Source organism: Roseicella aerolata (assembly GCF_020523605.1).
Classification (GTDB): domain Bacteria; phylum Pseudomonadota; class Alphaproteobacteria; order Acetobacterales; family Acetobacteraceae; genus Paracraurococcus; species Paracraurococcus aerolatus.
This window is the reverse complement of record NZ_JAJAQI010000003.1, coordinates 211,317-227,223: the sequence shown is the minus strand read 5'-3', so window position 1 is coordinate 227,223 and position 15,907 is coordinate 211,317. Positions and strand designations below refer to the sequence as shown.

Genomic DNA, 15,907 nt, shown 5'->3' with positions numbered 1-15,907 from the left:
ACCGCGCGGCAAGGCTTTCCGGCCTAAGCAGGCACCGATCAGGAGACGTGCCGAAAATGGTGCCCCACCCTCTCCCCCCATCCCGCCTCCGCCATGCCGCCTGGGCTTCCGCCCTTCTGCTGGCGCTGCTCGCCGGCTGCGGCCCGGCGACGCGGCCGGAGGCGCTTTCGCTCGACAGCCGGCTGCGCCTGGCGGAGACGCTGGATGGCCCGCAGGGCGGCGCGGCCGCGGTCGCGGTGCTGCGGGAAGCCGCGGCGCAGCGCCCGAAGGACGGCGCACTGCGCGAGCGCCTGGCCGCCGCCGCCGAACGCGCCGGGCAGGAGGCGGAGGCGGCGCAGGCCATGCGCGATGCCGTCGCGCTGCAGGGCCCGAGCCTCGCGCGGCTGCTGGCGATCGGCCGGCTGGAGCTGCGTGCCGGCAATCACGGCGCGGCTGCGGAGGCATTCCGCCAGGCCCAGGTGCTGGCGCCCGGCCATGCCGCCGCGCCGGCCGGGCTCGGCCTGGCGCGGGACCTCGCCGGCGACCCGGCCGGCGCGCAGGAGGCCTATCGCGCCGCCCTCGCCCTCACGCCCCAGGATTGGGGCGTGCGCGCCAACCTGGCGCTGTCCCTCCTGCTCTCCGGCCGGGCACCGGACGCCGTCGGCACGCTGGCGGAGGCGGAATACGCGCCCGGGGCGCCGCGGCGTGCCCGGCACAACCTGGCCCTGGCCCTGGCCGCCACCGGCCAGCCGGAGCGGGCGGTGCGGCTGCTCTGGCTGGACATGGGTCCGGCCGAGGCGGAGGCGATGACGCAGGAATTGGTCGCGATCGCCTGGCGGCTCGATCCCAGGCCGCCCGTCGCCGCGCCGCGCGTGGCGGAGGCCGCGATGCCCCGGCCGGCACGCCCGCAGACATCGGCCCCGCGGCGCGCGGCGTCGGCCCGCGCCATCCTGTCGGAGAAGGCGGGGCAGGAGCCGGCACGGCTCGTCGCCGCGCCGTAGCACGGGGCGTGGCCGGGCGGGATGCCACCGCCCAGCCCGTGCTGCAGCCGCCCGCGGGGGCGTAGGGCGCCGGCTACCGCCTCAGCCAGGCCGCCAGCCGCGCCGGCGCCTCGGCCATGTCGGCCTCAGGCCCGCAATAGCTGAAGCGGAGGAAGCGCCGCCCCCGCTCGCGGTCGAAATCCACCCCCGGCGTGGCGGCGATGCCGGCCTCGGCCAGCATGCGCCGGCAGAACTCGACCGAGTCGTTGGTCAGGTGGCCAACATCCGCCCACAGATAGAAGGCCCCATCCGCGGGCGAGAGCCGGTCGAAGCCCGCCTCCGGCAGCGCCTGCAGCAGCAGGGCGCGGGAGCGGCGGTAGCGCGCGATATTCGCCTCCAGCTCCTCGCGGCAGTCGAAGGCCGCCTCGGCCGCCACCTGCGCCACATGCGGCGCGGAGATGAACATGTTCTGCGCCAGGCACTCCACCGGCCGGACAAGGTCCTCCGGCAGCACCAGCCAGCCGATCCGCCAGCCGGTCATGGAGAAGTACTTGGAGAAGCTGTTGACCACGATGGCGCCCGGGAAGGCCGCGGCGGTGGTCTCCGGCACCTCGCCATAGGTCAGGCCGTGATAGATCTCGTCGGAGACGAGGCGGACGCCCCTTGCCTCGCACCAGGCGGCGATGGCGGCGAATTCCGCGGGCGGCAGCATGGTGCCGGCCGGGTTGCAGGGGCTGGCGACGATCAGGCCGGCGGGGATGGGATCCAGCGCCTCCAGCATCGCGACGGTCGGCTGCCAGCGCGTCTCCGGCCCGCAGGGCAGAAGCTGCGGCTTCATGCCGAGCGCGGTCAGGATATTGGCATAGGGCGGGTAGAAGGGCGCCGCCATGGCGACCGAATCGCCCGGATCGAAGGCCGCCAGGAAGGCCAGCGGGAAGGCGCCGGAGGCACCCACCGTGACCGCGACGCGCCCGGCCGGCACCGCCACGCCGTAGCGTCCGGCATAGTGGCGGGCGATCCGCTCCCGCAGGGATCGCAGCCCGAAGGCTTCCGTATAGCCCATCGGCGCCCCGGCCTGCAGCGCCCGGATCGCCGCCTCGGCGGCGCCGCGCGGGGCGCCGGTGCCGGGCTGGCCCACCTCCATGCGGATCACGCCAGGCTCGCCCGGGGCGAGGGCCGCGGCGCGGGCATTGGCGGCGCTGATCACATCCATGACCAGGAAGGGCGGCGCCTCCGCCCCCCGGCCGACCTTGAGTGCCATCGCGGCTTTCCTTGGCAAAGGCCGGAGGTCCGGACCATGCGCCCCCGGCGCCCCGGACCCGCCCCCTGGACCGGTTGTCGAGGCGGGCTGTGCTGGACCGCCGGGACAGGCGGGTCAAGCCTGCGCAGGGAAGCACGGCGCCCGCATCGCGCATCCCGCGATGCGGGCGCGGAGCCCCGGCGCCGGGTTCACCGCGGCTATTGGTCCATCGCCCCCAGCGCGACGCCGCCGCCGCGCGGATCGCTGAGCGCGAGGCAGCGGTCCGGCCGCCCCGGCAGGTAGTTCGTGCAGCTCGCAAGCTGGACCCGCGCCGCGCCGGGCGCCCCGCCCTCCAGCGCCGTCGCGGGCGGGATGGCGCGCAGCAGGTGCAGCGCCGCCGGACCCGCCACGCCGATCGGCGCCGCCTGCTGGCCGGAGGCGGCGGCCGCCAGCCGGAAGCCCCGCACATTCGCGTTGTAGGCGATGGCGGCCGAGAGCAGCGGCGGCTGCACCGCGCCGATCCCCGGCGCGGCGGCCAGCAGGAAGCCCATGCCGGGCGCGACGCGGCCGGTGCCGAACAGGTTGTTCAGCGTGAAGGCGCAGGAGACGGCGGTGCCCTGCCGGTCGAAGGCGACCAGCCCGGCCGAAGCCGGCAGCGCGCCGAAGCGGCCCGGCGGCAGGTCGCCGGCGCTGACCAGCCGCACCGGATCGCCGCCGCCGGCCCGCCAGGCCGCCGCGGCGGCAAGGCCGCGCTCCGCCGCCTGGGCAAGCTCGGCGCCGCCCCGCAGCGCCTCGAAGGACGCGGCGGCGGCCAGGCCGCCATCGGCCGGTGGCGGCAGGAAGGCGATGCGGTCGCCGCCGCGGGTCGGCAGATCGATCGGCTGGGCAAGGTTCGGCAGGCCGGTCCGCAATTCCTCCAGCGTGAGGTGGCCCCCGGCGGCGCGGGAGACCTCCTCCAGCCGCCGCGCCAGCGTTCCCTGATGCAGGTCGCCGACGCCTGCGAGGCGGAGCTGGCCGAGCGTGCCCGCCAGCTCGGGCTGGAGCAGCCTCTCACCCGCCGCCTTTGGCCCGCCGCCCGGGGCCCCGAAGAGGGCCTGCGCCCCCGGATCCGCCAGCAGCGGGCCGGAGACGGCGGCAAGATCGGCCGCCAGCCCGCGGCTCACCTCCGTGCCGAAGCGGGCGAGCTGCTCGGCCGGGGCCATCAGCTCCTCGAAGGGCCGGCCGGGCTTCCTGGTGTGCAGGGCGAAGAGTCCGCGGGCGAGGAGCGGCACCGCCGCCGGCCGGTCGGCCCCGGCAGGCACGCCCTCCCGCGCGCCGGGCAGGAAGAGCACCGCCTCGGTCGCGGCCTTGGCCGGGTCGAAGACCAGGCAGGCGCCGCCGCCGCCGATCCCGACGCGGGAGGGCAGCGTGACCGCCATGGCGAAGCCGGCGGCCACCGCCGCATCCACCGCCGTGCCGCCGGCCGAGAGGACCTGCCGGCCGATCAGCGCCGCCGCCGGGTCCTCGGTGGCGATGCCGCCCAGGAAGCCGCGGACGAAGCCGGGCTGGCCCTCGGGCGGGCCGCCCGGCCCCAGGGGGTTGAGGCCCGCGAGCGTCTCGCAGCCGGCGAGCGCGAGGGCCCCAAGGGCGAGGGTGGCGGCGCGCAGCCGCCCGACACCCCCTCCGGTCCCCCCTGGGCGCGTCCCGGCGCGGCGGGCTATGACGCCCGGCATGCGGAAGGCCTGGGCCCTGATCTCGGCGCTGGTGGTCATGCTGGCGTCCCTGGTCCCCTCTCTCGCGCCGGTCGCGGCGCGGGCCCAGGGCGTTGGTCCGGTCATCACGGTGCGCGATGCGGAGACGGAGAGCTTCCTGCGCAGCATCGCCCATCCCCTGTTCCGCGCCGCCGGTGTGGACCCCGCCCTGGTGCGGATCACGCTGGTGCAGGCGCGGCCCATAAACGCCTTCGTCACCACCGGCAACCGCATGTTCATCAACACCGGGCTGATCCAGCAGTCCGAGAGCGTGGCGGAGCTGGCCGGGGTGCTGGCGCATGAGACCGGCCACATCGCCGGCGGCCACATCGCGCGCCTGCCGGAGGAGATGCGCAACGCCTTCCTGAAATCCATCGCCGGGCTGCTGCTGGGCGGCGCCGCGGCGATCGGGGGCGGAGGGAATGTTGGCGGCAACGCGGCCGGCGCCATCATGATGGGCAGCCAGGCCATGGCCATGGGGCAGCTCTATGCCTTCACCCGCAGCCAGGAACAGGCGGCGGACCAGGCCGGGGTCGCCTATCTCGACCGGCTCGGCTGGTCCTCCCGCGGCATGGTGCGGCTGCTGACCCGGCTGCAGGAGCAGGAGCTGCTCGCGGTCGGCCGGCAGGACCCCTATTTCCGCACCCACCCGCTCTCGCGCGACCGGCTGGAATTCGTGACCGACCATGTCGCGCGCAGCCGCGCCAGCGACGCGCCCTTCCCGCCCGCGCTCGAGACCGGCTACCGCATGGTGCGGGCCAAGCTGGATGCCTTCATCGACGCGCCGATGACCACCTGGCGGCGCTACCCGGAGGGCGATGCGAGCCCGGCGGCGCGCTATGTGCGGGCGATCGCGCAGTACCGCTCCGGCCGCGCCGACCTCGCGCTCGATATCCTGGCGCCGCTGGTCCGCGACCAGCCGGGCAATCCCTGGTTGCGGGAGCTGCAGGGCCAGATCCTGTTCGAGGCCGGCCGGCCGCGGGAGGCGCTGGCGCCGCTGCGGGAGGCGGCGCGGCTCGCCCCCTCCGAGTCGCTGATCCGCACCGCGCTTGGCCGGGCGCTGATGGAATCGGGGGATCCCTCGCTGCTCCGCGCCGCGGCCGGGGAGTTCGAGGCGAGCCTCCGGCTGGACCGGGAGAATGCCTTCACCTGGCGGCAGCTCGGCATCGCCCATGGCCGGCTGGGGCAGATGCCGCAGGCCGATCTGGCGCTGGCGGAGGAGGCGATGCTGCGCGGCGATTTCCCGGCGGTCCGCCTGCTGGCGCGGCGGGCGGAGGAGGCGCTGCCACCCGGCCCCCTCAGGCTGCGCGCGCAGGATTTGCGCGAGGCGGTGAAGCGCGAGAACATGACAAGCGAGCAACGGGCGCAGGACGATGCCATGCGCAGGAGACAACCGCGATGATGCGCCCATCCCTGCTGGCCCTGCTGGCTGGCCTCGCCTTCGCCCCGGCGGCACTCGCCCAGGGGACGCCGCAAGGTTTCACGCCGGAACAGCGGCAGGAGATCATCGGCATCCTGCGCGAGGCCCTGAGGCAGGATCCGAACATCCTGCGCGAGGCGCTGATGGCGCTGGAGCAGGCCGATCTGCGCGAGCGGGAGGGCGCGCAGCGCGCCGCCATCGCGGCGCAGGCCGAGGCGCTGTTCCGCAATGCCGAGGACCCGGTGAAGGGCAACCCGCAGGGCGCCGTCACCGTGGTGGAGTTCTTCGATGCCCGCTGCGGCTACTGCAAGCAGCTCCACCCGGTGGTGGAGCAGATGCTGCGCCGGCAGCGCGACGTGCGGCTGGTGCTGAAGGACCTGCCCATCCTCGGGCCGAACAGCCTGCTGGCCAGCCGCGCCCTGCTGGCGGCGCAGCGCCAGGGAAAATATGCCGAGCTGCACGACGCGCTGCTGCGGCTCAGGGAGGAGCCGACCGAGCCGGTGCTGAAGCGGGAGGCGGAGAAGCTCGGCCTCGACTGGGCGCGGCTGCGGCGGGAGATGGAGGACCCGGCGATCGCGCGCCGGCTGGAAGCGAATACCCGCCTCGCCAGCGTGCTCCGCATCGAGGGCACGCCGGCGCTGATCATCGGGGAGACTCTGGTGCCGGGCGCGGTGGACCTCGCCACGCTGGAGCGGCTGGTGGCGGAGGCGCGCGAGAAGCGCGGGGGCTGAGCCCCCGCCGGGGAGGGACCGATGCCGCATTTTCTGTGCCAGACCTGCAGCACCCAGTTCGCCGAGGGCGAGACGCCGCCCGCGCGCTGCCCGATCTGCGAGGATGAGCGGCAATATGTCCCGGCGCGCGGCCAGCACTGGACGACGCTGGAGCAACTGCGCCGCGGGCACGGCAATACCTGGCAGGCGCTGGAGCCGGACCTGCTGGCGATCCGCAGCGTCCCCGCCATCGGCATCGACCAGCGGGCGCTGCTGGTGCGCACGCCGGCGGGCAACCTGCTCTGGGACTGCATCGCGCTGCTGGATGCGGCGACGGAGACGATCATCCGCGCCCTCGGTGGCCTCGCGGGTGTCGCGCTGAGCCATCCGCACTACTACTCCACCATGGTGGAATGGGGCCGGTGCTTCGGCGTGCCGGTCTGGGTGCATGCGGCGGACCGCGCGCATGTCATGCGCCCCGACCCCTGCCTGCGCTTCTGGGAAGGCGAGACGCAGGCCGTGCTGCCGGATGTCACGCTGCATCGCCTGGGCGGTCACTTTGCCGGGGGCGCGGTGGCGCATTGGCGGGGCGGCGCCGCCGGCCGCGGGGCGCTGCTCTCGGGCGACATCCTCCAGGTGCTGCCGGACCGGAAGCATCTGGGCTTCATGCGCAGCTATCCCTGCCTGATCCCGTTGCCGCCGGCCGAGGTCCGGCGCATGGCGGCCCATTGCGCCGCGCTGGACTGGGACGCGATCTACGGCGCCTTCCATGAGCGGGAGATCGCCGCGGGCGGCAAGTCGGCGCTGGCGAGAAGCGCCGAGCGCTACTGCGCCTGGGCAGAGCGGATGGTGGAGCCCTAGAGCGGATCGCGGAGGGGCGTGAACGCCTCGCAGTGTGAATCTGCTCTACAAACAGCGGTCTACAACGGATTGCGTTCAGAACTGAACGCCAATCCGCTGTAGCACCGGCCGCAGACGGGCGTGAATGGGGCGCCCCGCAGAGTTCGCGGAGCACAGTCAGCGGGGGCCCGTCGCCCGGGCGCGAGACGATGCCCCGCAATGAATGACCTGCAGCGGTTTGCGGATACCGCGGCCACGCGCCGGCTTCTGCCTGTTGTGGCGGGCGATGCCGCGTCCGCGCCCCGCCCCCGGCGGCACCCCGCCACCCCCGGCGCCGGCATCCGCTGCGCCAGGACCATGGCAAGCCGCCTGCTCCCTCCGGCAGCCTCTCAGGGCTGCCTCGCCTCCTCCTTCGCCAGCCAGGCCCGCGCCGCGAAGTCGGCCCCCGAGGGCAAGGGGGCCGCCGGCGCCGCCAGCCAGGCCAGGATATCGCGTGCCACCACCTCCCGCTGCAGGTCGCGCAGCAGCAGGTGCCAGCCCTGCTCGTAATAGGCGATGCGCTCCAGCTGGTCGTCCCGCATGCCGCGCACCACCCGGCGGGCCGCCCGCGGCGGGATGATCCTGTCCCTGGCGCCGAGCAGGATCAGCACCGGCGCTGCGCCTGGCCGCAGCGCGGTGCGGCAGCAGGCCGGCAGCGCCGCGATCGCCGCATCCATCAGGTCCACCAGCCCATGCGCGGCATCGACGCGGGTGATCTTCAGGGTCAGCGGGTCGCGCGACCAGCGGCGCAGCGCCTCCTCGTTGTCGGTGGCGACGATTCCGCCCGCCGTGCCGGGGAAGCCGACCAGCGGCATGGTGCGGGAGGCAAGCCAGAGCCCCCAGCGCATCACCGCCGGCATGTCCTCCCTGCCCCAGAAAGCCGGCGCCATCAGCACATAGCCCTCGGCCGGCGGGGGCGTCGGCCCGGTCGCGGCCAGCACCGCGACGGCCGCCCCCATGCTCTCCCCCAGCATGACCAGCGGCACGCCGGGGTGGCGGGCGCGGATCAGCCGGGCGGCGGCGGCGGCATCGGCCGCCAGCGTCTCCGTCCCAGCCCAGATGCCGGGATGCGGCGCCGCGCCGAAGCCGCGCTGGTCATAGGCATAGACGGCGACGCCCTCGGCGGTGAAGGCGGGCGCCGCATCCTCCATGAAGTTCCGCGCCGCGTCGTTGAAGCCATGCAGGCCGAGGATGACGGCGCGCGGCGGCCCCTCCGGCAGCCAGCGCCGCAGCGGCAGCCGGGCGCCATCCGGCATGACCAGCACATCCCCGGCGACCGCCGGCGCCGTCACCGCCGGCCCGGCGGGCATCACCACCGGCGTGCAGGCGGCAGCCAGCAGGCCGGCCAGCAGCGCCCCGGCACGGAGCGCGGTGCCAAGGCGGCGGGCGACGGGGTGGCGAGGGTTCACGCGTGGGCTATCCGGTCCTGTGGGCTGGCGCAGGGCGCCGGGGGTGCGGGCCTGCGCGCACCATACCGAATATAGGGAGCTTAACGCTTCGTGGTCAGCATGACGGGCTTCCGGCCGGGCCGGGCCGCCCGGTCTGGCCCCTGCGCGCGGCACCGATTATGGTGCGGCCGATCCCGCCCAGACCACAGAGGACCCCCGATGCGCGACGGCAACCAGACCGGCTATGCGCCCAAGCCCGTGCCGGGCGTCACCCCCGACCAGCGGATCGAGGTCGAGACCCGCAGCGTGCCCTGCGACGGCGAGGTCGGCGTGGGCGGCCTCGGCCATCCCCGCGTCTGGCTGCGCATCGCCGCCGGCTACGACCAGGTGACCTGCCCCTACTGCTCCATCACCTATGTTTTGAAGCCCGGCGCGGGGGATGACGGCCATCACTGAGGACAGCGCCGCCCCGGAGGCCGAGCGCCCGCGCGGCAATGCGCTCGCCGGCGCCGCGGCCTCGGCCGAGGCGGTGCCGGTGACGCCGCCCGGCGCCCGGCATCTCGTGCTGGTGGACGGCTCCGGCTACATCTTCCGGGCCTTCCACGCCCTGCCGCCGATGACGCGGCCGGACGGCACGCCGGTGAACGCCGTCTTCGGCTTCACCCAGATGCTGAGCCGCTTCCTGATGGACCATCGCGGCAGCCATATCGCCGTGGTGTTCGACGCCAGCCGCGTCACCTTCCGCAACGACATCTATGCCGAGTACAAGGCGCACCGGCCGGACCCGCCGCCCGAACTCGTGCCGCAATTCGCCCTGATCCGGGAGGCGACGGACGCCTTCGGCGTCGCCTGCATCGAGCAGCCGGGCTTCGAGGCGGACGACATGATCGCCGCCTATGCCCGGGCCTTCGCGGCGGATGGCGGGGAGGTGACGATCGTCTCCTCCGACAAGGACCTGATGCAGCTCGTGCGCCCCGGCGTGCAGATGCTGGACCCGATCAAGCAGAAGCCTATCCGGGAGGCCGAGGTCGCCGAGAAATTCGGGGTGCCGCCGGAGAAGGTGGCCGATGTCCAGGCCCTGGCCGGCGATCCCACGGACAATGTCCCGGGCGTGCCGGGTATCGGCATCAAGACCGCGGCGCAGCTCATCACCGAATATGGCGACCTGGAGTCGCTGCTGGCCAATGCGCCGAAGATCAAGCAGCCGAAGCGGCGCGAGGCGCTGGTCGGGAATGCCGAGCAGGCCCGCATCTCCAAGAAGCTGGTCACGCTGGACGAGAACGCGCCGCTGACCGCGCCGGTCGAGGCGCTGGCGGTGAAGCCGCCGGAGCCGGCGAAGCTGGCGAAATTCCTGCAGGAACAGGGGTTCCGCAGCGTGCTCGCCCGCATGGGCCTCGGCGAGGCCGCCGGCGATGCCGGCACGCGGGCGCGCAACGGCGCGATCGCCGCCCATGCCGCGGCCGCCGCCCTGCCATCGGCGCCCGAGCCGGGCAGCGCGCCCTATGGCCCCTACGAGACGGTCACGACCCTCGAGGCGCTGCAGGCCTGGATCGCCGAGGCGATGGCCGCCGGCGTGGTCGGGCTGGACACCGAGACGGACAGCCTCAATGCACTGCGCGCCAGGCTGGTCGGCCTCTGCCTCGCCACCGCGCCCGGCCGCGCCTGCTACATCCCGCTGCGCCATGTCGCGGCGGGCGGCGGCCAGGGCGACATGCTGGCCGCGCCGGAAGCGGCGCCGCCGCAGATCCCCTTCGATCAGGCGATCGAGGCGCTGCGGCCGCTGCTGACCGACCGCAGCGTGCTGAAGGTGCTGCAGAACGCCAAATACGACCTGGAGGTGCTCTGCCGGGCGGAGAATGGCGGCATCGCGGTCGCGCCGATCGACGACACCATGATGATCTCCTACGCCATGGAGGCGGGGCGGCACGGGCATGGGATGGACGAGCTCTCGGTGCTCCATCTCGGCCACAAGCCGATCCCCTTCGAGGAGGTCTGCGGCACCGGCCGCGCCCGCGTCACCTTCGACAAGGTGCCGCTCGACAAGGCCACCGCCTATGCGGCGGAGGATGCCGACGTCACCCTGCGGCTCTGGCACATCCTGCGGCCGCGGCTCAGAGAGGACGGCGCGCTCGCCCTCTATGAGCAGGTGGAGCGCCGCATGGTCGCGGTGCTGCGCGACATGGAACTCGCCGGCATCAAGGTGGATGGCGCCGAGCTCGCCCGCATCGGGGAGGATTTCTCGCAGCGCATGGCGGCGCTGGAGCAGGAGATCCACGAGCTCGCGGGCCGTCCCTTCAATGTGGGCTCGCCTAAGCAGCTCGGCGAAATCCTGTTCGACGAGATGAAGCTGCCGGGCGGCAAGCGCAGCAAGGCGACCGGAGCCTGGGGCACGGATGCGAGCGTGCTCGAGGAGCTGGCCGCGCAGGGCACCCCGCTGCCGCGCAAGGTGCTGGACTGGCGGCAGCTCTCGAAGCTGAAATCCACCTATGTGGACGGGCTGGCCGCGGCGATCGACCCGCGCGATGGCCGCGTCCATACCGATTTCTCCATGGCCATCACCAGCACGGGGCGGCTCTCCTCCACCGAGCCGAACCTGCAGAACATCCCGGTGCGGACCGAGGAAGGCCAGCGCATCCGCCGCGCCTTCGTCGCCGAGCCGGGGCATGTGCTGATGTCGGCCGACTACAGCCAGATCGAGCTGCGGCTGCTGGCGCATCTCGCGGACGTCCCGGCGCTGCGGGAAGCCTTCGAGAAGGGCCAGGACATCCACGCCCGGACGGCGGCGGACATCTTCGGCCTGCCGCCGGACGCGGTGGACAAGGAAGCCCGGCGGCGCGCCAAGACCATCAATTTCGGCATCATCTACGGCATGTCGGCCTTCGGCCTGGCGGGGCGCCTCGGCATCTCGCCGGCCGAGGGGCGCGGCATCATCGATGCCTATTTCGGCCAGTATCCCGGCATCCGCGACGCCATGGAGCGGCTGAAGGAGGAGGCGCGGCTGCAGGGCTATGTCTCCACCTCCTTCGGCCGGAAGCTCTGGATCCCCGATATCGGCGCCAAGGACATGGTCCGCCGCGCCGGGGCGGAGCGCGCCGCCATCAACGCCCCCTTCCAGGGCGGCGCGGCCGAGATCATCAAGCGCGCCATGGTCCGGGTGCCGGGGGCGCTGAAGGCCGCCGGCCTCTCGGCCCGGATGCTCCTGCAGGTGCATGACGAGCTGGTCTTCGAGGTGCCGGAGGCGGAGGTGGAGCAAACCGCCGCGCTGATGCGCGAGGTGATGGAGGGGGTGGTCACGCTGCGCGTGCCGCTCGCGGTCGAGGTCGGCACCGGGCGGAGCTGGGCCGAGGCGCACTGATCGAATGGCCCGGATGCTAGCACGCATCCGGGCAGGAGCGGCGCAGCTGCGGCGGGCGGCGGAAGCTGCCCCGGCACGGGCCGTCGCCCACGCTGCAGGCATGGCGCCTCGCCCTGGCGGGGGCATGGCGGATCACGTCCTGGCCGGGTGCCGGTCCAGCACGACATGGCCTGGCAGCCCAGGCCCGCCCTGGACCGGGGCATGCCGCCCGGCCGCGATCCGCGCTACCGCGGCCGGACCGCTTCCACCCCGCCCGGCGGCGCCAGGCCGTGCGCCCGCAGGCATTCGCGATAGGCGCGGTTCTGGGCTTGGCGCACCTCGCCCTCCAGGCGCGTCTGGTTGAAGGTGTTGTTGGGGTTCATCTCCCGGTTCAGCGCCCGCACCTCCGGCGCGTTGCGGGATTCGAGCCAGCAGGCGCGGTGCTCCGGCGTATCCGGCCCCGCCGGCATGGCCGGGGTGACGTCGCGGGCCAGGCTGCAGGCGCCGAGCAGCAGCGCCGCGAGCGGAAGCATGAATCTCATCCGTGCGCCAGCCAGTCCTCGATCAGCCGGCGGGCGATGGAATCCGCCCGCGGCAGGGCGAAGCCATGCGCCGCCGGGTCGCGGATCTCGGCCCGGCTGAACCAGCGGGCGTCGCGCAATTCCTCCCGGTCGATGGTGATCGCCTCGGTCAGCCCCTCGGCATGGAAGCCGAGCATGATGGAGGAGGGGAAGGGCCAGGGCTGGGAGGAGTGGTAGCGCACGAGGCCGACCGCGATGCCGGCCTCCTCCATCACCTCCCGCCGCACCGCCTCCTCCAGGCTCTCGCCCGGCTCCACGAAGCCGGCCAGGGTCGAGTACATGGTGGTGTTCGGGAAGCGCTGGGAATGGCCGAGCAGGCAGCGGTCGCCGCGCACCACCAGCATGATGACGGCCGGGTCGGTGCGCGGGAAATGCTGCGCGTTGCAGTTGGTGCAGACCATGACATGGCCGGCCGAGCGCGGCTCGCAGCCATGGCCGCAGACGCCGCAGAAGCGGTGCTTGGTCCGCCAGTGCATCAGGCCGCGGGCATGGGCGAGGACGCTGGCCTCGCCCGCCGGCAGCAGCCCGGCGACGGCGCGGAGATCGGTGAAGGCCCCCATCCCCTCCGGCAGCAGCGGCAGCGGGTCCTCGGCCTGCGAGCAATCCACGGCGAAGGCCGGCCGCCCCTCCCAGAGGCCGAGGAAGGCCCAGGGCCCGCCGGCCATGCGCACCGCCTCGGCGGCGGCGCCGGTCAGCAGCACGGCTTCCGGCGCGCCCTCCGGCACGCCCTTCATCAGGCTGCGGCTGCGCCAGACCGGGACGAAGAGGGTGTCCGGATCGGCGAGCGCGGCCGCGATCCAGTCGGCGTCCTCGCGCCGCAGCGCGGCACGGTCGAGGGGGCTGCCGGTATAGGCGTTGGGGCGGCTGGCGGGGATCGAGAGCATGGGAGGGGGACCGTGCCATGCGGTCGGTCGTCCGGCAACCGGGGCTGGCCGGGAGCGTGGAAACCGCCGCGCCGCCACCCTATTGTTCCGGACGGAGGCTGCCATGCCGGACGATCTCTACCACCGCGACATCCTGGCCTGGTCCATCGCCCAGGCGGAGCGCCTGCGCCGCGTGGCGGCGGGGGAGCGGGTGAACGACATCGACTGGGAGAATGTGATCGAGGAGATCGAGTCGGTGGGGCGGAGCGAGGCGCGGTCGGTCGATTCCCTGCTCACCCAGGCCCTGGTTCATGCCTTGAAGGTCGCCGCCTGGCCGGACCACGCGGCGTCACGCAAGTGGCGGAACGAGATCGGGCTGTTCCTCGACCAGGCACGATCCCGCTATTCGCCCGGCATGGCGCAGGTCCTCGACCTCGCCGCCATGCATCGGCGCGCCCGGCGGCTGGTTCTGGACCTCGACATGCGCCGCCCGCCGCAGCCCCTGCCGGAGGCCATCGACCTCACCCTGGCGGGCCTCCTCGACGAGTCGCTCGGCGCCGATGCCCTGATCGCCCGCCTGAAACCCCGCTGAATCCGCCGCCGTCGGCCATTCCGCCCCCACCCATTGTGCAGAAGGCCCCGGGGCATGATATGGTGCCCTCGGAAGGTCGGCGGTGGACGGGCTCCTCGCCAACCCGGTCAGGTCCGGAAGGAAGCAGCCGTAACGGGTTCTTGCCCGGGTCGCTTGTCGGCCTTCCACCCCGGCGGGGCGCCCTGCCCCGCGGATGCCCCTCGGCCCGGCGGGCCACCGCCTGACAGGATCCCGCCGCAGCGATGTCCTCCACCCTCTTCGGCACGCCGGATGCGCCCGTGGGCCAGGATCCGGAACAGGGCCTGCCCGAGCCGCCGCCGCCCGAGGGTCCCGGCCTGTTCGGCGATGCCTTCGGCCCGGCACCGGCCGCAGAGGCGGAGGCGCAGCCGGTGCTCATCCCTGCCCCGGCGCCCGCCGCGGCCGAGCCGGCCGCCACCCCCTACCGGGTGCTGGCGCGGAAGTACCGCCCGACCAATTTCACCGAACTGATCGGCCAGGACGCGCTGGTCCGCACCCTGCGGAACGCCTTCGGGCAGAACCGGGTGGCGCATGCCTTCATGCTCACGGGCGTGCGCGGCGTCGGCAAGACCACCACCGCCCGCATCATCGCCCGCGCGCTGAACTGCGTCGGGCCGGACGGCCAGGGCGGCCCGACGCCGGAGCCCTGCGGGGTCTGCCCGGAATGCAAGGCGATCCTCGCCGACCGCCATCCGGATGTGCAGGAGCTCGACGCCGCCTCCAACAACGGCATCGACGATGTGCGGGAGTTGCGGGAGCGCCTGCGCTACCGCCCGGCCCAGGGCCGCTTCAAGGTCATCATCCTGGATGAGGTCCACATGCTGTCCACGGCGGCGTTCAACGCGCTGCTGAAGACGCTGGAGGAGCCGCCGGCCCAGGTGAAGTTCATGCTGGCGACCACCGAGTTGCGGAAGGTGCCGGCCACCATCCTCTCACGCTGCCAGACCTTCCACCTGAAGCGGGTGCCGCAGGCCGAGTTGCGGGCGCATTTCGCCCGGATCGCCGGGAAGGAGCAGGTCGGCATCGAGGAGGAGGCGCTGGCCATGCTGGCCCGCGCCGCCGATGGCTCGGTCCGCGACGGGCTGTCGCTGCTCGACCAGGCGATCGCCCTCGGCGGACCGGAGGGCAGCGTGACCGCCGAGGCGGTGCGGGACATGCTCGGCCTTGCCGACCGCGCCCTGGTGCTGGACCTGATGGAGGCGGTGATGGCCGGCGACACGCCGGCGGCGCTCACCCTGATGGACCGCGCGCATGAGCGCGGTGCCGACCCGGCCGTTGTCCTGCAGGACCTGCTGGAGCTGACGCATACCCTGACCCGGCTGAAGAGCGTCCCTGGCCTGAGGAACGACCCCAGCCTGACCGAGGGCGAGCGGACCCGCGGCGCGGCGCTGGCGGAGAAGCTCTCCATCCCCGTGCTCGGCCGTGCCTGGCAGATGGTGCTCAAGGGCCTGTCCGAGGTGAACGAGGCGCCGGACCGGCGCGCGGCCTGTGAGATGGTGCTGATCCGCCTGGCGCATGTCGCGGACCTGCCGACGCCGGGTGACCTGGTGAAGCGGCTGACCGACGGCTCGGGCGCCGTCCCCGCCGGTGGCCCACGCCCCGCCCCGAACGGCAATGGCGGCGGGCTGCGCGCCATGGGCGGTGGCGGCGCGGTGCTGGCCGATGCCATAGCCGCGCCGGCCGCCGCCGCCCCGCAGAGCTGGCGGGAGGTCGTCGCCCTCGCCTCCGGCCGGAAGCCGATGCTGCACGCGCATCTCGTGCACAGCGTGCATCCCGTGCGGGTCCAGCCGGGCCGGATCGAGATCCGCCCCCTGCCCGCCGCCCCGCGCGACCTGGCGGGGCAGTTGGGCGCCCTGCTGCAGGAGGTGACCGGCGAGCGCTGGACCATCACCCTCAGCAATGCCGAGGGCGAGCCGACGCTGGCCGATCAGGGCCGCGCCGCGGAGGCGGAGCGGCTGGCGCTGGCCCGGAGCCACCCGCTGGTGCAGTCCGTCCTGGCCGCCTTCCCCGGCGCCAGCATCGAGGCGGTGCGGGACGCCAATGCCGATGCCTATGGCCTCGGCGGGGCGATGGTACTGCCGGCCCGGGCCGAGGACGAGCCCGAGGCGGAGCCGGGCGACATCCCGCCGACCGAGATGGCAGAACCCGCCGGCTATGACGATGTTCCACCCCCTGATGAAGAACGGTAGGCCG

At 74.0% G+C, this 15,907-nt stretch carries 13 protein-coding genes and 1 other RNA gene; 9 read left to right on the top strand and 5 right to left on the bottom strand.

Features of this window, described 5'->3' with window-relative positions; genetic code table 11:
- Positions 1 to 59: 59 nt before the first annotated feature.
- Positions 60 to 980 (top strand): tetratricopeptide repeat protein, encoded by a 921-nt coding sequence (locus tag LHA35_RS03575; RefSeq protein WP_226604566.1) that lies wholly within the window; start codon positions 60 to 62, stop codon positions 978 to 980.
- Positions 981 to 1,053: 73 nt separating this feature from the next.
- Here LHA35_RS03575 and LHA35_RS03570 read toward each other — a convergent pair whose 3' ends face one another.
- Both LHA35_RS03570 and LHA35_RS03565 read right to left on the bottom strand, forming a co-directional pair.
- Positions 1,054 to 2,220, bottom strand: coding sequence for a pyridoxal phosphate-dependent aminotransferase (locus tag LHA35_RS03570; protein WP_226604562.1), 1,167 nt, complete (start codon positions 2,218 to 2,220; stop codon positions 1,054 to 1,056).
- Positions 2,221 to 2,417: 197 nt separating this feature from the next.
- Positions 2,418 to 3,950, bottom strand: coding sequence for a gamma-glutamyltransferase (locus LHA35_RS03565; RefSeq protein ID WP_226604559.1), 1,533 nt, complete (start codon positions 3,948 to 3,950; stop codon positions 2,418 to 2,420).
- Between LHA35_RS03565 and LHA35_RS03560 the strand changes: the two genes are divergently transcribed.
- Genes LHA35_RS03560 through LHA35_RS03550 form a run of 3 tightly spaced genes read left to right on the top strand, consistent with a single transcriptional unit; the run spans position 3,910 to position 6,920 of the window.
- On the top strand, positions 3,910 to 5,331 hold the full coding sequence (locus tag LHA35_RS03560; RefSeq protein ID WP_226604555.1) for a M48 family metalloprotease: 1,422 nt from the start codon (positions 3,910 to 3,912) through the stop codon (positions 5,329 to 5,331). The genes LHA35_RS03565 and LHA35_RS03560 overlap by 41 nt on opposite strands.
- The gene (locus LHA35_RS03555) at positions 5,328 to 6,080 is read left to right on the top strand and encodes a DsbA family protein (RefSeq protein ID WP_226604552.1); all 753 of its coding nucleotides are present in this window, start codon (positions 5,328 to 5,330) and stop codon (positions 6,078 to 6,080) included. The genes LHA35_RS03560 and LHA35_RS03555 overlap by 4 nt, the downstream gene beginning before the upstream one ends.
- A 21-nt stretch (positions 6,081 to 6,101) precedes the next feature.
- Positions 6,102 to 6,920, top strand: a complete 819-nt coding sequence (locus LHA35_RS03550; protein WP_226604550.1) for an MBL fold metallo-hydrolase — start codon at positions 6,102 to 6,104, stop codon at positions 6,918 to 6,920.
- Between the two features lie 368 nt (positions 6,921 to 7,288).
- Here LHA35_RS03550 and LHA35_RS03545 read toward each other — a convergent pair whose 3' ends face one another.
- Positions 7,289 to 8,347 carry an alpha/beta fold hydrolase gene (locus LHA35_RS03545; RefSeq protein ID WP_226604548.1) on the bottom strand — a complete coding sequence of 353 codons (1,059 nt, stop codon included), beginning with the start codon at positions 8,345 to 8,347 and terminating at the stop codon, positions 7,289 to 7,291.
- Positions 8,348 to 8,545: 198 nt separating this feature from the next.
- Between LHA35_RS03545 and LHA35_RS03540 the strand changes: the two genes are divergently transcribed.
- Entirely contained in the window at positions 8,546 to 8,782 is a 237-nt protein-coding gene (locus tag LHA35_RS03540; protein ID WP_226604546.1) for a zinc-finger domain-containing protein, read from the top strand.
- Positions 8,766 to 11,681 carry a DNA polymerase I gene (gene polA, locus LHA35_RS03535; RefSeq protein WP_226604543.1) on the top strand — a complete coding sequence of 972 codons (2,916 nt, stop codon included), beginning with the start codon at positions 8,766 to 8,768 and terminating at the stop codon, positions 11,679 to 11,681. The genes LHA35_RS03540 and polA overlap by 17 nt, the downstream gene beginning before the upstream one ends.
- A gap of 224 nt (positions 11,682 to 11,905) precedes the next feature.
- Here polA and LHA35_RS03530 read toward each other — a convergent pair whose 3' ends face one another.
- Positions 11,906 to 12,202 carry a phosphoribosylamine--glycine ligase gene (locus tag LHA35_RS03530; RefSeq protein WP_226604539.1) on the bottom strand — a complete coding sequence of 99 codons (297 nt, stop codon included), beginning with the start codon at positions 12,200 to 12,202 and terminating at the stop codon, positions 11,906 to 11,908.
- Positions 12,199 to 13,125: an NAD(+) diphosphatase gene (nudC, locus tag LHA35_RS03525; RefSeq protein WP_226604536.1), complete on the bottom strand. Its 927-nt coding sequence runs from the start codon at positions 13,123 to 13,125 to the stop codon at positions 12,199 to 12,201. The genes LHA35_RS03530 and nudC overlap by 4 nt, the downstream gene beginning before the upstream one ends.
- Positions 13,126 to 13,228: 103 nt before the next feature.
- Here nudC and LHA35_RS03520 point away from each other — a divergent pair, with 103 nt between their 5' ends.
- The 3 genes from LHA35_RS03520 (at position 13,229) to LHA35_RS03510 (ending at position 15,903) form a co-directional block, all read left to right on the top strand.
- Entirely contained in the window at positions 13,229 to 13,696 is a 468-nt protein-coding gene (locus LHA35_RS03520) for a DUF29 domain-containing protein (RefSeq protein ID WP_226604533.1), read from the top strand.
- A 70-nt stretch (positions 13,697 to 13,766) separates the two neighbouring features.
- Positions 13,767 to 13,865: signal recognition particle sRNA small type (gene ffs, locus LHA35_RS03515), an RNA gene on the top strand.
- Positions 13,866 to 13,938: 73 nt separating this feature from the next.
- Positions 13,939 to 15,903 carry a DNA polymerase III subunit gamma/tau gene (locus LHA35_RS03510; RefSeq protein ID WP_226604530.1) on the top strand — a complete coding sequence of 655 codons (1,965 nt, stop codon included), beginning with the start codon at positions 13,939 to 13,941 and terminating at the stop codon, positions 15,901 to 15,903.
- Positions 15,904 to 15,907: the final 4 nt, after the last annotated feature.